The sequence below is a fragment of the Vibrio sp. NH-UV-68 genome, from assembly GCF_042940635.1.
GTDB lineage: Bacteria > Pseudomonadota > Gammaproteobacteria > Enterobacterales > Vibrionaceae > Vibrio > Vibrio pacinii.
Genome location: NZ_CP134976.1, coordinates 451625 through 469532, shown reverse-complemented (window position 1 = coordinate 469532; position 17908 = coordinate 451625). Strand labels below are relative to the sequence as shown.

Here is a 17908-nt window from a genome sequence, read left to right as displayed (position 1 = left end):
AAGCTCACTGCCCGCTAGGATGGTGAGCTTTTTATTTCCATTCAGTCAGTACAGCTTATCGATAAAATGCTAAACTTTTGCACAAGTCGTACTATTGAGTCTTATCATATTTAATGAAGTCTGTTTCTTTAGCCTTGTTGTGTTGCTTCTCTTTGGCATTCGCTACTCACGTACAAGCCGCATGCAAAATCAATCATGACAAAGACTTTCTCTATTCACATGTCGCGGAAGCTGAGCTGCCAATGCTCGAGTTCTACTACTTATCATTGTGCCGTACAGAACAAGTCGACTTAACGACGGTTCCCGTTCCAAGTTCCTCTTCGTCAGTCGAACAGGCTCTATACTACTTCGGACTTAAAAACCTCAGTCGCTATGAAGGATTAAAAACACCACCGACTCCAGACTTGGTCAAACTGGGCCAACAAGCAAACAGTGAATGGATTATCGCAGAAGCGAAACTTAACCAAGCCATAATCAAAATTGACAGTGATCTATTGATCGAAGCAGAAACGCTGTTGCGAGAGATCGTCCCTATCGCAACCGAGCTAGGCTATCGACGTTTGCTGGCGCGCGCTTATCGTTGGCTCGGTAACATTAAAGCGCAGCAGTCCAACATTAAAGCCAGTTTGAACTATTACAAAATGGCCTACCAAATCGTGACTGAAATTGGTGACGACTTTCAAACCACCATGACACTCAACAATATCGCTACTTTGTATATGCAAATGGAGGACTGGGATCGTGCCAACACCTATATTCATCAAGCGATGACGCTGTACAAAGAGAACCAATACAGTAACAGCTTGTTTGAAGCCATTTTATACGGTAACGCCAGCGCCATTCACTTTGCCAACCATCAATATGAAGCGGCTGACAATTATATGCAGCGCGCCATCGACGAAGCCGATCAAACTGGTTCTGTCGTGATCAAAATCATCACACTTGCAGACATGGCAGAGCGCAATGCCAAAGTAGGCAATAGCGATAAAGCGTTGGCCGTTGCGCAGCGCTGCGTCAATCTGGCACAAGAGCAATCCGACTCAAATACAACACTGGCAATTTGCTACGATGCTTTAGCTTCTGCTTATCTCAGTCAACGCAACTACCCACTGGTGATTGATTATGCCAGTCGCGTACTCGACACCATCACGCAATCTAACCTTGATGAGATTGTCTGGGAGTCAGGCGTACTGAAGAAATTGATTGAAGCCTATGAGAATCAAGGTGACTATCAACAAGCGCTCAATCTCATGAAGCGCGAGGCAGTGGTACGTAAAAAATATTACGACCAAACGTACAACGAAGAGATCTTGAGCGAAAAGAACAGCCTTGAGCGCAAACTCAGCCGTCGTGAAATAGAGCTGCTCGAAGCGAAAAACGAACTGCAAGAAACACGTTTACAAGAGCAGCGCTGGCGCGAAATTCTTATTTCTACTCTGTTCATTATCGGGGGCTATTTGGTATTGCGTGTTCTGATGCGTTTAAAACACACCAATCGCGAGTTACGAAGCCAAAACAGTACCGATACGCTAACAGGTCTTCACAATCGACGTTACTTAAAACACTGGTTAACTCAGCGACCAACAACGAAACAACAAGGTGACTTCCTTGTTTGCGTGATAGACATTGACCACTTTAAACGCTTTAACGATCAACACGGTCACGACATTGGCGACGAAGTGCTTAAACAGACGGCAACGATCTTACAACGCAGCATTCGCAAAAAAGATACCTTAGTACGTTGGGGCGGCGAAGAGTTCCTTGTAATTGTCTCTCTTGACTCACCCCAACAGGTGAATGAAACGCTTGAGCGTCTGCGCAGCAATGTCGAAACCGCGATCATTGATTGTGGCAGCAACACGTTCCAAGTCACGATTTCGATTGGTGCTTGTGTCTGTCCATCACACCACCTTCATGCTCAGTGGGAACGCGTTTTCTCCTCAGCTGACAGCGCACTCTACCAAGCAAAACGCGCAGGTAGAAATCAGTATCAGGTTTCTCCTGAACCTTCTTGACAGATTCACCACCAAATTAGCTTCGGCACGAGGCAAATAGATCCAGTGATGCAGCGTTAGCCAAATGATAGAGTAACCACTGATATAAGCCGTGGTTGTGGTTGTGGTTAATATCCCTAGAGACTAAAGCGCGAAACTTACAACCCCTTAAGATAACGAAATCAAGTCGATTAGAGCTCTAGTACTAATCTGCATTCAAATGCAATCAGTGGCATTTAAAGCGTAATAATCTCTTGGCTATATCCAAACTTTGAGTTTGTTGTCACACGAACTTTCCTCGCAAACGCTTATCCTTAACAAGTGTATGGTTTATCGCTTCGCTTGGGGACGTTATGATCGAGATCGTTATTGACGGCAAGTATCGAATTGTTGAACAAGGCAGCACGCTTTTAGAAGCAGCGCGTGTGTGTGGTGTTGAGATCCCTTCGTTATGTGGGCTGAATAAATCTGGGCAAAAAATCCCCTGTGATCTGTGTCAGGTAGAAGATGAAAATGGCCGTATGCAACGCGCTTGTGAACTTACGGTTTACCACGGCTTAAACGTAACAACTCACTCAGCAAAACTCAGCGAGCATCGCAAGCAGGCTCTCAATACCATCATGCGCGACCACTACGCAGACTGCGAAGCCCCGTGCAAAACTGCGTGCCCTGCTGGCGTCGATATTCAATCTTACCTTTATTACATCGCGCAAAATGATCATCAGAAAGCGATTGAAGTGATCAAACAAACCCTTCCCATGCCACTTTCTATCGGCCGCGTCTGTCCAGCATTTTGTGAAAGTGAATGTCGCCGCGCGTTAGTTGACCAGCCTTTGGCGATCCGCCAACTTAAACGTCACGCCGCCGACGCCGATTTAGCGGCGCATCAAGCCTATGTGCCGAAGAAAAAACCGCTCAAACATCGCTCGATAGCCATTGTCGGCAGTGGTCCTGGTGGCCTCACCGCGGGTTACTATCTGTGCAACGAAGGTTACGATGTGACCGTGTTTGAGTCGATGCCAAAAGCCGGTGGTTGGCTGCAATACGGCATTCCAGAATATCGCCTACCGAAAGAGATTCTTGATAAAGAAATTGAGCTAATGTGCCGCAGCGGTATGACGATCAAAACCAAACAGAAACTTGGTGAAGATTTTACCCTCTCTCGGCTCAGTGAAGACTACGATGCCGTCTGTTTGGCAGTCGGCGCTTCACTGGCGGTTGAGATGAAATACCCAGGCAGTGATCTTGCTGGTTGCTATTTGGGCGTCGATTATCTCAAAGATTACGTCACCGACCAAACCTACACCACAGGCCAAACCGTCGCAGTGATTGGTGGCGGCAACACCGCCATCGATTGCGCTCGAACCGCAAGGCGTACAGGCGCGGCAACCACATTAATCTATCGCCGTACGCGAGATGAAATGCCAGCTGAAGCCTATGAAATTGAAGAAGCGGAACATGAAGGGGTTAACTTTTTATTTTTAACCAATCCGGTGCAAAACATTAGCGATGACAATGGCAGAGTAAACGCCGTCAAGCTTGAGAAAATGGTGCTAGGTGAACCTGATGACTCAGGCCGACGCCGCCCTCAAACTACTGGCGAGTTCTTTACTCTAGAATTTGACACCGTGATTGCCGCAGTATCACAGCAGCCCGATTTAAGCTTTTTAGACAACGAGCGCTTGTCGATACCTCTTACCCGTTGGAATACCGCGCAAACCGATGCGTGCACTATGCATACTGGAACGGGTAATATTTTCAGTATCGGCGACTTTCGCCGCGGCCCTGCGACCGCCGTTGAAGCCGTGGGCGATGGCCGTTTGGCCGCCAAAGCCATAGACCTTTACTTGCATGGCAATATGGCAGACATGCCCCAACCCAAGTTCAATGCGCGCAAAGAGAAAACCCTTGCTGATGTCGACCCTTTTCACTTTCAACACGTTGAAAAAGTGGCTCGCTCAATTATGCCCGAGTTAACACCCGAGCAACGTGCGCAAAGCTTCTCTGAAGTCGAACTAGGCTTTGACAACGACGACGCTATTCGCGAAGCCATGCGTTGCTTGGAGTGCGGATGTCAAGCCAACACCCAATGTGGCCTACGTGACTATTCAACCCAATACGGCGCTGAGCAGTGTTTTGAGCCAAAACTCAACATCAAATCCGACCAAGACTGGCAAGCGCTGCGCGCCAAAGACTCACGCCATAAGTTTAGCGTCGACCGCAGCTCTGAATTTATCGAATTTGACGCCAACCGTTGCATTAGTTGTGGGCAATGTATCGACGCCTGCAGCGAACAAGCGGTGCACGGTATTCTCAATTTTGTTAACGATCAAAATGGTCGCCCCGCATTAAGGCCTGATGATAGACCGCATTTTGGTTCGATGCGCAATGGTCGACTGTTAATGGGCGACTCGAACTGTGTTCAGTGCGGCGCCTGTGTACAAGCGTGTCCAACTGGTGCGATGGTGGATAAGCGCTATCGCTCACAAGGACGACAAGAGCCATTGACTTGTGTTGATACCATCTGCACCTATTGTGGCGTGGGTTGCAAGCTGACCATGCATGTCGATAAAACGAACAATCGTATTGAATATATTACTGGCGCACACTCGCCAGTGAATCAAAAAATGCTCTGTGTTAAAGGACGATTTGGCTTTGATTTTGTTGCCGATGAGGCGCGCCTAACCACACCTTTAATTCGTAAAGATGGCTGGCTACAACCCGCCACTTGGCCAGAAGCGATTGAACTCGTTGCAAGCAAACTCACCACGCTTAAGCAAGCTTTTGGTGGCAATGCCTTGGCAGGGTTCTCGTCAGCGAAAACCACCAACGAAGATAACTATGCGTTTCAAAAATTTATTCGTCGTGAGCTTGGCACCAATAATGTCGATCACTGTGCACGTTTGTGTCATGCCTCAAGTGTGACAGGCCTTGAAGCCTCTTTGGGCAGCGGCGCGATGACCAACGACATTCCTAGTATTAAATACTCTGATGTCATTGTTATCATCGGCTCAGACACGACCTCGGCGCATCCGATCATCGCTTCACACATCAAACAAGCCATTCGCCATCATGGCGCCCGTTTGATTGTTGCTGACCCTAAACGTATTGATATGGCTGAACACGCCGAGCTCTACCTGTCACATCGACCTGGAACCGACGTCATGCTGCTCAATGGTGTCATGCAACAGATCATTAAAAACGGTTGGCATGATCAAGAGTATATTGAAGAACGGGTCGATGGTTTTGATACCTTACTGCAAGAAGTGATGTCACCGGCTTATGCCCCAGACAAGGTCGAGTTAGTCACGGGGGTAAGCGCGGATGACATTTTTGCCATGGCGCGAATGATAGGCACCGCTAAGCGCACCGCAGTTTACTATTCAATGGGCATTACCCAGCACACCACGGGGCATGATAACGTCCGCTCGATTGCCAACTTGCAATTATTGTGCGGCAATATCGGTATAGAAGGGGGTGGGATTAATCCACTACGCGGTCAGTCCAATGTGCAAGGGGCGTGTGATATGGGCGCATTGCCAAATTGCTTTCCCGGCTACCAAAAAGTCTACAACCCCATGGTCAGGCAAAAATTCGCCATCGAGTGGGATGCGCCCAATCTTAGCGACGAACAGGGTCTGACACTAACTGAAATTATCGATGCTGCATGCAAGCGCGACATTCGCGGTATGTATATCATGGGTGAAAACCCGGTACTGAGTGACCCTAACCAAGCCCATGTCATTGAAGGGTTAGAGGCGCTTGATTTTCTGGTTGTGCAGGATATTTTCTTAACTGAAACGGCGCAATATGCCGATGTGGTGTTGCCATCGTGCTCGTTCGCCGAAAAGTCAGGTCACTTTACCAACACTGAGCGTCGAGTACAGCGGATTAATCCAGCGGTTAAACCTCCGGGTGACGCCAAGGAAGATTGGTGGATCATCCAACAAATAGCCAACGCGATGGGCAGCGATTGGCACTATCAAAAAGTATCAGATCTCACCAGTGAAATTGCTCGAGTTACTCCGCAATATGCCGGACTGCACTGGAATACAATCACCCCTGAAGGGGTTCAGTGGCCAAGCAATAAAAACAACCCCAATGGGACGCGTATAATGCATCAAACCCAGTTCACTCGGGGTAAGGGGCAAATGGTGGGCATCCCGTTTCGCTACGCCGCAGAGCTTCCTGATCAAGACTATCCGTTGGTACTGACAACCGGCCGTGTACTAGAGCAGTTCCATACTGGCACCATGACTCGTAAAACCAAAGGCTTAAACAAGCTTGCAGGACCAAGAGCCATGATCAGTGTCACTGACGCCGAAGCTCTGGGCATTCACAATGGCCAACGGTTGCGAGTCTCGACTCGGCGCGGCGAAATAGAAATTGATGCGTTTGTGACCAAGCGTATTCAAGCTGGAGTCATTTTTATTCCCTTCCACTTTGTAGAGTCACCCGTCAACCGCTTGACCACTACCGCAACTGACCCGCACGCCAAGATCCCTGAATTTAAGGTCGCCGCAGTCAAAGTGGAGGCGCTATAACTAAGTCGCGGTTCAAAGAAAATAACGAACACTAAGCAATAAGGCGTCTGTTTTGGCGCCTCAGTGCCTTTTGCATTGAGAAAAATTGTTCACGGGCAAGCTGAGTCAGTTTTGTTTACACTAGAGAGAAACCATCGCTGATAAGGGCCATCTGTGCTGACGAAACAAACACTAACTATTGCCTCGGCGAATTTGTTTAATTTCATCGAGCCGCCGAATGCGTTCTACGATTTTGAAAACATCTATGAACGCGATGCATGGCAAGATAAGTGCCGTTGGACCAAACAAAAAATCCAAGCCTTAGAGGCAGACATCGTTGGCCTTCAAGAAGTGTTTAGTATTGATGCTGTGCAGGCGCTATTCACGCAGATGGGTTACCCGTATTTTGCAACCATAGAGACCCCCAAAGTTGCAGATGAGTATATTTACTCACACCCTGTTGTCGCCGTTGCCTCGCGCTATCCTCTCAAACACATTCAAGCAGTAACCACACCCAAAGACTTGATATCGGAGGGCTATGGCGTTGAAGTGCCACCTTTTAGCCGCGCGCCCATTTTTTGTATTGTCGACATTCCCCATATTGGTGAGATCGGTTTTTATGTTTGCCACTTAAAATCGCAGCGTGCAACCGAGAGCTTGACGCCGGACGGGGCTCAACCGCTGATTGGTCGCTGGCTTTCAAGCCAACAGAGAGGATGGGAAGCACTGATGCTGCGCCTGTTTAGCGAACAGCAGTATGACCAGAGACCGATGCCAACGGTGCTCGTCGGGGATATGAACCAAGCGCTCAGTAGTGATATCTCTGGCTTACTGACGGAACCTACCAACAACCAACCACACACGCTGCAATTCAAAGATAGCTGGCAATTGCTATCTGATGCGCCCCAAGATCGGCCCGCGACCCATTATCATTTCAGCCGTGGCAATGTTTTAGACTACATTTTGTTATCGCAAGAGTTTCAGCCCGACTCAGTGTATTCGCTTGCCGATGTGACTCAGTTTACAACGCTCGATCAGCACTTAATCAATCCAATCTATGAGCAAGATAAAAACGCCAGTGACCATGCCTTTATCGCGGTTACATTGCGCTTTGTTCTATAATTTGTTCCATAAATAAACAGGCCGTGCATTAGCACGGCCTGTTTGATCGTGAGTGATCGCTTACTTCGATTCTTGCTGCAGTTTTGCTTTCGCTTCTTCTACTTTGCTAAAATCCAAACCTAGCTCTTCGACCGCTTGTTTGATAAGCGCTGGATTTTGCATTACTTGGCCCATCAACAATTGCAGTTTATCTTGTGGTAAGCCCAATTGGCTGATGGTCGCCATCGCGGCCAATGGGTTTTGTGTCAAGGTTTGGAACAGTTGGTTGATTTGCTCATCGCTAATATTGTTTTCTTTTAACATGGCAATAATCGGATTCATTTCGTTACCTATTTCGCTAAGTAAAACATGCGCTGCAGTCTATCACTTGCCTGATACGATTTGTACTTCAATAACACCGTTATGCTCACTCGATGACAACGTAATTTCACTGTGTGGCCCTATCAACCAAGTTGCGCAATAACACGTCAAGTCCTGCTGCTTTTGCTCCGACTCATCAGTCAGCCGTTGATCCTGATTTACTGAGAGGTTAAACGTGTAAAGAAAGCTCGTAGTTCATCATCACTAAGGTTGAGTAAATTGTCGCCAACATACCACTCCACAACCGATTGATGAGGATGAGCGGTCACTTGTGGGTGACCAAACCATATCCCGGCTTGGCTTGCTAGAAAGTGCTGTATCTTCACCGCTTGTACTTGGCTAAATGGCAGAATTAAGTGCAGCATGTTCGACTGAGGTTGTGGCGGATTAACCGCAAGCGTTGGAAACTCGGCAATAATGTTGTAAACCTGCTTAGTTCGTTCAAAGAGTGAAGGCAGCTTAGCTAACCTCTCATCGAACTGCATCGCGGCTGATACAATATACGGTGTGCGATGGTAAACATTGCCACCCTGACGCTTCATCCACATGTCAGCGAGCTCTACAAATTCTTTTGAACCCAGTAACATAGAACCGCCCAAGCCATTTATCCCTTTATAAAGAGAAACATAGGCACTATCAAAACCACAGGCAATTTCAGCATAACTTTTGTGGTAAAAGGCGGCACACTCCCACACCCTAGCGCCATCCATATGTAAATGGATCTGATGCTGATTGCAGTGTTTTTTGATCTCTTCTAGCTCTGACCAACTTGGTAACTGTCCGCCAATTTCGCGCATTGGCAGTTCATAAAGTACAGCTGCAATCTCATCAGGCCAAGCCTTAAGGTCGTCTAATTTCCATGGTTGATAAGGATTACCAATCGGTAAGATATTAAAGCGGTTTTGCAGCTGATAGCCTTGGCGTTCATGCACATAGATATGACTAGAGGGATGCATCGCCACTAAAGGATTACGTTTTTGCCGAGTGACTAATTCAAGCACTGTCGGTTGAGTCATAGTCCCGGTAATAACAAAAAGCCCAGCTTCAAAACCCAAAAGATCGGCAACTTTTTGTTCGAAAGCTTGAATCGTTTCTCCTTCGCCGTAAACATCATGCGCGACATTATGCTGCTCACACCACTTGGCCATTTTAGCGAAATGTTCAGCGGGAGAATCTTCTTTATTGCCAGGCAAAAAAGTATGACATTGTTGTTTTAATTGGGTACTCATGCATCTTTCCTTAGAGAGAGTAATACCTTTACTCGTCAATATTTGGCCGTACAATATAGTGCATCATCGATATCTATGATCGTAAGACAAGTCTAATTTGTGAATGACAGCGACATCAACCTAACACAACCATACAAGATCCCTGAAATATGTTGAACCAACTCTATACCCAAGTCCCTGCCGGGGTAAGATTTATGCTGCTTTCCGCACTAGGTTTTGCGCTGATGTCTGCATGTGTAAAATATGTCAGCATCCATGGTATCCCCGTTTTTGAAATCGTCGCTGCGCGCGCGTTAGTGTCATTGATCATTAGCTATCTCGACGTGAAAAGAAAACGAATTTCCATCTGGGGTAACAACAAACCTTTATTGTTGATTCGCGGTATCATCGGAACCTTTGCCTTAATGTGCGTTTACTACTCGGTAACGACCCTTCCTCTGGCAGAAGCCACGATATTGCAATACGTCCACCCCGTATTTACTGCGCTACTTGGACTGTTACTCCTCAAAGAACGAGTGCAGACGTCTACCCTCATCTGTATCGCTTTTTGTTTATTGGGTTTATGGGTGATGGTCCAACCTAGCCTTGATCACACGATTGAGTATCAACTGCCGATGTTTAGTGTCATGACGGCGCTCCTTGGCGCGCTAGGCAGCTCAATTGCTTATATCATCGTTCGCAAACTTAGCCAGACTGAAGATAGCTCAGTGATCATCATGTACTTTCCATTGATCGCACTTCCCGTTTCATTAGTTTTAATTGGCGATAACTTCGTTTGGCCTAGCCTCTACCTAACATTTTTACTGGTACTGGTGGGCATCTTCACTCAGGTTGGTCAGTATGGACTGACAAAAGCGATGCAAACTCAGGCGGCTGGAAAAGCCTCGGCTTACTCGTATGTGCAAGTTGTTTTTTCTGCACTGCTCGGCGTGTGGATTTTCAATGAAATCCCATCCATCTGGACATATATCGGCGGTACTTTGATTGTCACCGGAGCATTAGTTAACGTCTTTGGTCAGAAATTGGTAAAACCTTTTCAACGTGGGCAATAAATCACAATATATTGCTCATCGAGCAACGTGTTTTTGCTTGCTGTAGGTAAAAACTTGCTCAACAAAAATGGGTAAAAAACGTAAGACATTGATTATATAGAAATTTATATTCAGGCATAACAATTGCCCTTTAGTAAACACATTCACATGTTAAACAAACACACTAAAGGAAAGGATTGCTATGCCAACTCCATGTTATATCTCTATCGACGGTGAAACTCAGGGTCTAATCACTGCAGGCGCTTGTACTGCTGATTCTATCGGTGATTCATTTGTAGAAGGTCATGAAGATGAGATGCTGGTTCAAAAGTTTGACCACGTCGTAACTGTTCCTACTGATCCACAGTCAGGTCAACCTTCAGGCCAACGTGTTCACAAGCCGTTCCAGTTCACTGTTTCTCTCAACAAAGCGGTACCACTGCTTTACAACGCACTTTCATCTGGCGAGAAGATGAAGACAGTTGAACTAAAATGGTACCGTACTTCTATCGAAGGTAAACAAGAGAACTTCTTCACAACTAAGCTTGAAAATGCGTCTATCGTAGACATCCATTGTGAGATGCCTCACTGTCAAGATCCATCAATGTCAGACTTCACGCAGAATCTAACTGTGTCAATGTCTTACCGTAAGATCACTTGGGACCACGTTAACGCGGGTACTTCAGGTTCTGACGACTGGCGTAAGCCTGTCGAAGCGTAATATTACGCTTTGTTTTAGCCCACCTTCGGGTGGGCTAGTTATAACCCTAACCAAGACGCCGTTAAGACGGTGTCTTGGTTAGGGTTTTATACCAATCTGTACAAGGCAATTATTGAGCACTCTCCCTCCCAGATTGGTAATCGCGATTACGTAGGGCTGAATATATGACCACTCTCAATTTCAATCTAACCGTTGAAGGGCTCGATCCTCAAGCTTTTGTCGTCAGAGAGTTCGAAGGCAACGAATCTCTTTCGCATGATCTTAACCATGGCAAGCAACCCTGCCATGGTTACTATTATGATGTTCAGCTCGCGAGTCGTAATTCGCTGCTTAGCGCTGAAGATGTCGTTGATAAGCAAGTCCAACTCACCTTATACCGCGACTTAGAAATCGTAAAAACCATCCACGGAATGGCACGAAGCTTCACCAAAAGTGATACTGGTCATCATCATACCTTCTACGCCTTAACGATTGTTCCAGCATTAGAGCGACTGTCTTTGCGCCAAAATAGTCGTATTTTCCAGTTTAAAACCGTACCGGAAATCCTCTCTATTATTCTTAAAGAAATGGAGATCGATGATTTTGCCTTTGCCTTACAACATGACCATGGCCAAAGAGAATTTTGTGTTCAGTACCGAGAGTCCGACCTCGATTTTCTACACCGGCTGGCTGCCGAAGAAGGGCTGATTTACAGCTTTGTATTTGAAAATGGTAAGCACACGGTACTATTTAGTGACTCTTGCGCTTGTTTGCCTAAAGTAAACACGCCTATTCCATACAATGCGCTCAGCGGCGGTATCTCTGAGCAAGAGTATGTATCCGCGATGGTATTTAACACCCGTTTCGCCCCCAGCTCGACGCAACTTAAAGATTACAGTTTTAAAAAGCCAGCCTATTCATTTCAGCAAAACACCCTTGCCACTGACATCGACTTTCAAAGTACCGACTATCAACACTTTGATGCACCAGGCCGGTTTAAATCGGATGATAGCGGCGCGTTAATTAACCAAACACGCCTCGACTACTTACGTCGCGATACACAACTGGCCACTGGCAAGAGCTACGTTGCTGCTATTCAAGCGGGTTACAAGTTTCAATTGAGTGAGCACTTAGATGATGAGTTCAATCGAGAATGGCTAGTCGTCAAAGCCACCCATCGCGGCACGCAACCTCAGGCCCTAGAAGAAGAAGCCGGCTCTGGTTCAACAACCTATGATAATCAATTTTGGTTGATCCCAAGCGAGCACCATTGGCAATTAGAGCCCTTTACTAAGCCTTTGGTCGACGGCCCGATGATGGCGACTGTGGTTGGTCCTGAAGGTGAAGAAATTTACTGTGATGAGCATGGTCGCGTTAAAGTTCAATTTCCATGGGATCGCTATTCAAGCGGCGACGAGCACAGTTCGTGCTGGATTCGTGTTTCCCAAGGTTGGGCCGGAAATCAATACGGCATGTTAGCTATTCCTCGCATCGGTCATGAGGTGATCGTCGAGTTTTTAAATGGTGACCCTGACCAACCGATTATTACGGGCAGAACCTACCATGTGACGAACACTGCACCTTACGTGTTGCCCGACAATAAAACAAAAACCGTAATACGCAGTGAATCGCACCAAGGTGAAGGGTTTAACGAATTAAGTTTTGAAGACCAGTCTCAGCAAGAGCAAGTTTTTGTCCACGCCCAAAAAGATCTCGACATAGAGGTCGAAAACGACACCACGGTTCATATCAAGCATGATCAGCATTTAACCGTCGATAATCACTACTTCAGCCATGTTAAGAACCATCGTAATGAAACGGTAGAAGGCGATAAGCGCAACAAAGTCACCCAAGATCAAACCTTAGTGGTTGAGGGCTCTTTGCATCTCAAAACCGGTAAAGTTTGGGTCAATGACTCTGGCTCTGAAATCCACATTAAATCAGGCAATAAGGTGGTGATTGAGGCAGGCAGTGAAATCACCTTAAAAGCCGCAGGGAGCTTTGTCAAAGTCGACCCGGCAGGCGTTCACTTATCCGGTGCTGGCGTGAACCTAAATTCAGGCGGCAGCGCAGGAAGTGGCAGTGGCTATGCCGGACAAACAGCCGAGCTAGCCACAGCCTTACTCAACGATATTGAAGTCGCCGAACTGCAGCAAGCCGATATCAGTGCGTCACAAAACAGCGCAGAAGCGAATGTGATAAGTGAGTTCAGTGCGCCTGAAGAGATAACGCATGCAGCTCAACACTTAACAGCAAACAGCCCTGTTGCCGCAGTTTCGAGTGCTAATAGCAGCAGCTCATCTGAATCTGAATCTGAATCTGAATCTGAAGAGACTAACTCACTAAGGTTAAAGTCTGCCCTTCTTAAGCAGTCTTTAACCTTAGATAAACTCGCGAATCGTGAATCTCATTCATACAAAAGCGGATCAAAAGGGCAAGAAGTTGAATACATTCAACAAGCTCTGATAAAACTAGGTTTCGATCTAGGAAATGCAGGCGCTGACGGAGATTTTGGTTCAACCACACAACGTCAGGTTAAGCTGTTCCAAAGTGAGTATAAGCCGACCAACGAAACGCATCTCGCTTATGATGTGGGAGCCGTTGATGGAATCGTAGGTCAAGGAACCTTACTAGGTCTAGACGAAGCACTTGTTGAGGGGTGGGAGTATGAAACTAATACACTCTCATTATCACCACAGGGATTGCAATTGCTTAAAGAAATTGAAGAATTGCGCTTAATGCCCTATGACGATCAAACTGGTAAGGAAATTTCAAGTTACGTAGAAGGGGCGACTATTGGTTACGGTTATCTCATTCCAGAATCAGAATGGGACAATTACAAAAATGGCATCGATAAGTCCAATGCAGAAAGGTTACTAAAACTTAAGCTGCCAAAATATGAGGACAAAGTAGTCAAAGTACTGACCTCTAAGATGAACCAACAAGAATATGATGCTCTGGTATTACTTTGCTACAATATCGGCCCAGCTAACTTCGAAAATTCTTCTGTATTAAAGCTAATAAATGGTGGATTAGCCCCAGCCTATGGAAACAACCTAGATCGAGCTTGGTTGGCATGGAATAAATCTCAAGGTGAAATAATGAACGGCCTGATTAGTAGAAGAAAATGCGAACTCGATGTTTTCCATAAGGGAGTATATAAGAAATGGTAAAAAATTTGTTTTCACTAGCACTAATATGCATCTCGGTTTCAACACCAGCAAAAGTACTAGAGAATAGCCAACTTCACAGTGTGCCTAATGACGAAAAGTGGGAAGTAACTACAATAAAGCGTTACGATTGTGACGTATGTACTTCTGATATATACGTGCAAAGTGGTAGTGCGAGAATCAATGGAGTCTGGGTTTCAGGTACATTTGACTTCTCTCTAAATAAAGAGTCTGAAGTTGTGTTCAATAATAATTCTGTGTTTGCTTTGGGCGATGTCGTCCAATCAATCGAAGTAACTCAACAAAATACCAAATAACTCTAGCCGCAAAGTTATCTCTTTTGGTCTTTAAGACGCTTCGTAATTTTGTATATCTTTCATTCAGAATGGGAAATTAGAAGAATTGTTGACCTTTATAACCAACGTTCAAAATCTAATAAATTTGAATGTTTGCCTAAGCAGGCTAAAACGGTAATAGCTTCGGCATCATACCAGTATGGCTATTTGCCTAGCGAGACAAAAAATTTTTGGAAACAGGATCAGGATTGGATCTCTATGTACCAAAATCTCATGGACTTCGGCGATGAATACAAAACTAGAAGAGAAAAAGAAGCTTTGCTTATTAAGGAGATTATGTGAAAAACTTGGTATTTATCCTCGTAGGGTTACTGTCGGCGTTCAACTCTAACGCATTTCCAGTTGAAGAAATCTATAACCAGCTTGATATTACTTCGTTCAATAGTTCATTGTTTCAAAAGTCAACAGGCGGTGAAAAACACTTTTCCCAATTGGGCTTGCCTGAGCCCTCATTTAAAGACAATAGCTTTTTGATAGAAAGTGAATATTGGAAATACGAGATTAAGTTATTGAAAGTGGATGAAAGTGGTATCCATGCTTGCTTCTTAGATAAAGCGCTTTGGGGAACTTACGACGCTCAAAGTCCACTGCTTATTCGAAAGTACGGGAACTACTATGTTGCGATAGATCTTGATACCGACATTTGTAAAAAATTTGCAAAGTAAAAATGTTTTTGTTGATGTGAGCTGCTTGTGTTTGACTAAACAAACTCAAACCAGCTTACAGCCAAAAAGTTGAAACTGCTTTACTCGAAAAATATCATTTCGGCAGTTTCGGTGTCGTTAGCACCCGACTGCAGGATAACAAATGCATCGACACCAATACGAGCCAACGTCATGACCATATTGGTCATTGATCTTGTCTCACCGCAAACAAAAGGGTGTCAATTAAAAGTCATCCCAATAAGGCGGTTGACCATAATACGAGCTTATAAAATCGATGAAGGCACGGAGTTTGGGCGCAAGCAGTTTACGGTGTGGATAAACGGCGTATAGCCCTATCGTCTCAAGCTCAAAGTCATTCAATATGATTTTGAGCTTTCCCTGCTTTAGTGCGTCGCCGACGATGAATGTGGGTTGTAATATATAACCTTCGCCCGCGATAGCCGCTGCCATCAATATTTCACCGTTATTTGCAACCAAACCGGACTGTTTTTTTGCAAAATTGACGCGCAAAGTTTCCATTAACAGATTCTTTGATGGTGCCAAGTCCATGTAACTATAACGTAAAAAATGCTCAGGAATTAATTGGTCTGGATGGCTTGGAGTGCCATGATGCTTTAAGTATTCAGGAGAGGCGCAAAGCACCAATCGAATCGGCGCTATTCTTTTCGCAACCAGTGACGAGCTCTTTAGCTGCCCAATTCTTAATGCCACATCCACCCCTTCTTCGATAACATCCACCTTACGGTCGCTAAGTTCCAAGTTAACGCCCACGTCTGGAAATTGCTTTTTAAAGTCTCGTATCAGTGGCGCCAAATGAAGCGTAGAAAATGAGACCGGAGCGCTGATATGCAAAAGCCCTTTAGCGGTGCTTTTAAGTTGCCCGAAGTGATCATCCATACCATCAATGCTTTCCAGAATGTGCATAGCATGTTGCAAGCACTGCTCGCCTTCATCAGTAAGGTGAACACTCCGTGTTGTACGATTCAGCAGCCGAACGCCTAACTGCCCTTCAAATTGAGAAACGTATTTACTAACCAGTTGATTGGATATCTGTAATTTATTCGCTGCTTTTGTAAAGCTTCCTTCCTCTGCGACGGCGACAAATGCTTTCATCGTTTCAATACGATCCATAACACCTACTTCAAATAAATTGTTGATAATAATTCAACAAATATAGCATTTATTACACAAAATGTTGTTAGTAATATGAGCACTAATCTGGTTAAGGCAGTCAGCCTTGATTGAAAATTAGAATAGGTTACATAATGAATAAACAAACTTTACAGACATTATTGAAATCAGATGCAGGTATTGCCGCTCTGGTTTTACGAGTCCCTGTCGGCGTTATTTTGGCTGCTCACGGCGCGCAGAAACTGTTCGGTTGGTTTGGTGGATATGGCCTAGAAGGAACCGGACAATGGTTAGCGAGCATTGGCATGGAGCCGGGTTATTTAATGGCTTTGCTGGCAGGAAGTGCGGAATTTTTTGGTGGCGTGGCATTAGTCTTAGGGTTATTAACTCGACCTGCTGCTGCAGTGAGTGCCTTTACCATGTTGGTTGCTATTTTTAGCGTGCATATAAGCCACGGCCTTTTCCTTTCAAACAACGGTTATGAGTACGCCCTTGCGTTATTTGCCGCCACTTTGGCTTTAAGTATTCAGGGCTCCGGCAGTTTTGCCATCGACAATGCGTTGGCAAAAAAAGTTCTCTAAGATAATTTTTTGAGTCAACAATCTCTGAAAACCATCATCTGTTAAGTAGGTCTTGTGCCATGTTAGCTAATGGCGAGATCGTTAAAAGGGTGAATGGCATTATTCAAGCTTCAGTAGTCACCGCCAATACAATTGTTCCAATTGGCCCTGAGTATTAAACCGAGTGAGAAACAGCATGAAAACAAGTCAGATAAAAGCAAGTCGAAATGTTGTCTACGTTTCTCATGGTGGGGGACCAATGCCCTTGCTCGGTGATCCTGAGCATCAAGAAATGGTCACTACACTCAAAACCATAGCCAAACAAGTCGGTAAGCCGAGTGCCATATTGGTGATTAGCGCACACTGGGAAGCGCGTCTCGCGACCGTTACGTCAGGCAGCTCTCCCGGGATCAACTACGATTATGGCGGTTTCCCCACAGAAGCTTACGATATTCAATACCCATGCCTTGGCGAACCGGAATTGGCGCAGAAGGTAATGGACGCGATTAAGCGAAATGGCATCGATGTGATTGATGATAAGTATCGCCGCTTCGATCATGGCGTGTTTGTTCCACTTAAAATTATGTATCCAGAAGCCGATATTCCTTGCGTACAATTATCATTAGTTCAAACGCTGGAACCTGAGCTACACATTAAAATTGGTCAGGCTTTGCAAGATTTGGATTGGAGCAATTTACTGGTGATTGGGTCGGGGTTCTCATTTCATAATATGCGCGCCTTTTTTACTCCTGATGTACAAGAAATACGTGCAAAGAACCTTGAGTTTGATGATTGGTTGAAAGCCACAATGAGTGATACTTCGCTTTCTGAAACAATGCGTAAACAGCGGCTGATCGATTGGGAGTCCGCACCTAGTGCAAGATTTTGTCACCCACGAGAAGAGCATCTGATACCGCTGCATGTCTGTTATGGTATGGCCGGTAAAGCCAGTGATAATGTCTACCAAATAGAAGTTATGAGAAAACAAGCATCAATGTTTTCTTGGGCAGTGTCGAATGACTAAGGTCAATATCCTTGGCTAATGAGCTTGCCGTAAAACTACCCCT

14 protein-coding genes are annotated in these 17908 nt (G+C 45.4%); 11 read left to right on the top strand and 3 right to left on the bottom strand.

What is annotated here, in order from left to right:
- The first annotated feature begins 113 nt into the window (after positions 1-113).
- From ViNHUV68_RS16550 to ViNHUV68_RS16540, 3 genes are all read left to right on the top strand, one after another.
- Entirely contained in the window at positions 114-2015 is a 1902-nt protein-coding gene (locus tag ViNHUV68_RS16550) for a diguanylate cyclase (protein WP_391091654.1), read from the top strand.
- Positions 2016-2347: 332 nt separating this feature from the next.
- Positions 2348-6538 carry a formate dehydrogenase subunit alpha gene (gene fdhF / locus ViNHUV68_RS16545; RefSeq protein ID WP_391091652.1) on the top strand — a complete coding sequence of 1397 codons (4191 nt, stop codon included), beginning with the start codon at positions 2348-2350 and terminating at the stop codon, positions 6536-6538.
- A 153-nt stretch (positions 6539-6691) separates the two neighbouring features.
- The gene (locus ViNHUV68_RS16540) at positions 6692-7639 is read left to right on the top strand and encodes an endonuclease/exonuclease/phosphatase family protein (protein ID WP_391091650.1); all 948 of its coding nucleotides are present in this window, start codon (positions 6692-6694) and stop codon (positions 7637-7639) included.
- 60 nt (positions 7640-7699) lie between these two features.
- Here the strand turns inward: ViNHUV68_RS16540 and ViNHUV68_RS16535 are convergent, their stop codons facing one another.
- Positions 7700-7960, bottom strand: coding sequence for a DUF2999 family protein (locus tag ViNHUV68_RS16535; RefSeq protein WP_038177507.1), 261 nt, complete (start codon positions 7958-7960; stop codon positions 7700-7702).
- A gap of 197 nt (positions 7961-8157) precedes the next feature.
- Positions 8158-9228, bottom strand: coding sequence for a beta-eliminating lyase-related protein (locus ViNHUV68_RS16530; RefSeq protein ID WP_391091648.1), 1071 nt, complete (start codon positions 9226-9228; stop codon positions 8158-8160).
- 149 nt (positions 9229-9377) lie between these two features.
- On the opposite strand from ViNHUV68_RS16530, the gene ViNHUV68_RS16525 reads away from it, so the two are divergent.
- The 6 genes from ViNHUV68_RS16525 to ViNHUV68_RS16500 all read left to right on the top strand — a co-directional run bounded on the left by ViNHUV68_RS16525 (position 9378) and on the right by ViNHUV68_RS16500 (position 15150).
- A complete protein-coding gene (locus ViNHUV68_RS16525; protein WP_391091646.1) occupies positions 9378-10280 on the top strand; it encodes an EamA family transporter in 903 nt (300 codons plus the stop codon).
- Positions 10281-10461: 181 nt separating this feature from the next.
- Positions 10462-10980 carry an Hcp family type VI secretion system effector gene (locus ViNHUV68_RS16520; RefSeq protein ID WP_038177510.1) on the top strand — a complete coding sequence of 173 codons (519 nt, stop codon included), beginning with the start codon at positions 10462-10464 and terminating at the stop codon, positions 10978-10980.
- A gap of 164 nt (positions 10981-11144) precedes the next feature.
- Complete coding sequence (gene tssI, locus ViNHUV68_RS16515; protein WP_391091644.1) at positions 11145-14132, top strand: type VI secretion system tip protein TssI/VgrG; 2988 nt, start codon at positions 11145-11147, stop codon at positions 14130-14132.
- Positions 14126-14446, top strand: a complete 321-nt coding sequence (locus ViNHUV68_RS16510; RefSeq protein WP_391091642.1) for a hypothetical protein — start codon at positions 14126-14128, stop codon at positions 14444-14446. The genes tssI and ViNHUV68_RS16510 overlap by 7 nt, the downstream gene beginning before the upstream one ends.
- Before the next feature lie 48 nt (positions 14447-14494).
- Positions 14495-14767 carry a pesticin C-terminus-like muramidase gene (locus ViNHUV68_RS16505; protein WP_391091640.1) on the top strand — a complete coding sequence of 91 codons (273 nt, stop codon included), beginning with the start codon at positions 14495-14497 and terminating at the stop codon, positions 14765-14767.
- Positions 14764-15150 carry a hypothetical protein gene (locus ViNHUV68_RS16500; RefSeq protein WP_391091638.1) on the top strand — a complete coding sequence of 129 codons (387 nt, stop codon included), beginning with the start codon at positions 14764-14766 and terminating at the stop codon, positions 15148-15150. The genes ViNHUV68_RS16505 and ViNHUV68_RS16500 overlap by 4 nt, the downstream gene beginning before the upstream one ends.
- A gap of 222 nt (positions 15151-15372) precedes the next feature.
- Here ViNHUV68_RS16500 and ViNHUV68_RS16495 read toward each other — a convergent pair whose 3' ends face one another.
- Positions 15373-16281, bottom strand: a complete 909-nt coding sequence (locus ViNHUV68_RS16495) for a LysR substrate-binding domain-containing protein (RefSeq protein ID WP_391091636.1) — start codon at positions 16279-16281, stop codon at positions 15373-15375.
- Between the two features lie 134 nt (positions 16282-16415).
- Here ViNHUV68_RS16495 and ViNHUV68_RS16490 point away from each other — a divergent pair, with 134 nt between their 5' ends.
- Positions 16416-16862 (top strand): DoxX family membrane protein, encoded by a 447-nt coding sequence (locus ViNHUV68_RS16490; RefSeq protein WP_391091635.1) that lies wholly within the window; start codon positions 16416-16418, stop codon positions 16860-16862.
- Positions 16863-17037: 175 nt separating this feature from the next.
- Positions 17038-17865 carry a DODA-type extradiol aromatic ring-opening family dioxygenase gene (locus ViNHUV68_RS16485; RefSeq protein WP_391091633.1) on the top strand — a complete coding sequence of 276 codons (828 nt, stop codon included), beginning with the start codon at positions 17038-17040 and terminating at the stop codon, positions 17863-17865.
- The last annotated feature ends 43 nt before the right edge of the window (positions 17866-17908 follow it).

Excerpts from the sequence above, each read along its gene's own strand:
- ViNHUV68_RS16550 (WP_391091654.1), top strand. The coding sequence starts at position 114 with ATGAAGTCTGTTTCTTTAGCCTTGTTGTGTTGCTTCTCTTTGGCATTC.
- fdhF (WP_391091652.1), top strand. The coding sequence starts at position 2,348 with ATGATCGAGATCGTTATTGACGGCAAGTATCGAATTGTTGAACAAGGC.
- ViNHUV68_RS16535 (WP_038177507.1), bottom strand. The coding sequence starts at position 7,960 with ATGAATCCGATTATTGCCATGTTAAAAGAAAACAATATTAGCGATGAG.
- ViNHUV68_RS16530 (WP_391091648.1), bottom strand. The coding sequence starts at position 9,228 with ATGAGTACCCAATTAAAACAACAATGTCATACTTTTTTGCCTGGCAAT.
- ViNHUV68_RS16525 (WP_391091646.1), top strand. The coding sequence starts at position 9,378 with ATGTTGAACCAACTCTATACCCAAGTCCCTGCCGGGGTAAGATTTATG.
- ViNHUV68_RS16520 (WP_038177510.1), top strand. The coding sequence starts at position 10,462 with ATGCCAACTCCATGTTATATCTCTATCGACGGTGAAACTCAGGGTCTA.
- tssI (WP_391091644.1), top strand. The coding sequence starts at position 11,145 with ATGACCACTCTCAATTTCAATCTAACCGTTGAAGGGCTCGATCCTCAA.
- ViNHUV68_RS16510 (WP_391091642.1), top strand. The coding sequence starts at position 14,126 with ATGGTAAAAAATTTGTTTTCACTAGCACTAATATGCATCTCGGTTTCA.
- ViNHUV68_RS16495 (WP_391091636.1), bottom strand. The coding sequence starts at position 16,281 with ATGGATCGTATTGAAACGATGAAAGCATTTGTCGCCGTCGCAGAGGAA.
- ViNHUV68_RS16490 (WP_391091635.1), top strand. The coding sequence starts at position 16,416 with ATGAATAAACAAACTTTACAGACATTATTGAAATCAGATGCAGGTATT.
- ViNHUV68_RS16485 (WP_391091633.1), top strand. The coding sequence starts at position 17,038 with ATGAAAACAAGTCAGATAAAAGCAAGTCGAAATGTTGTCTACGTTTCT.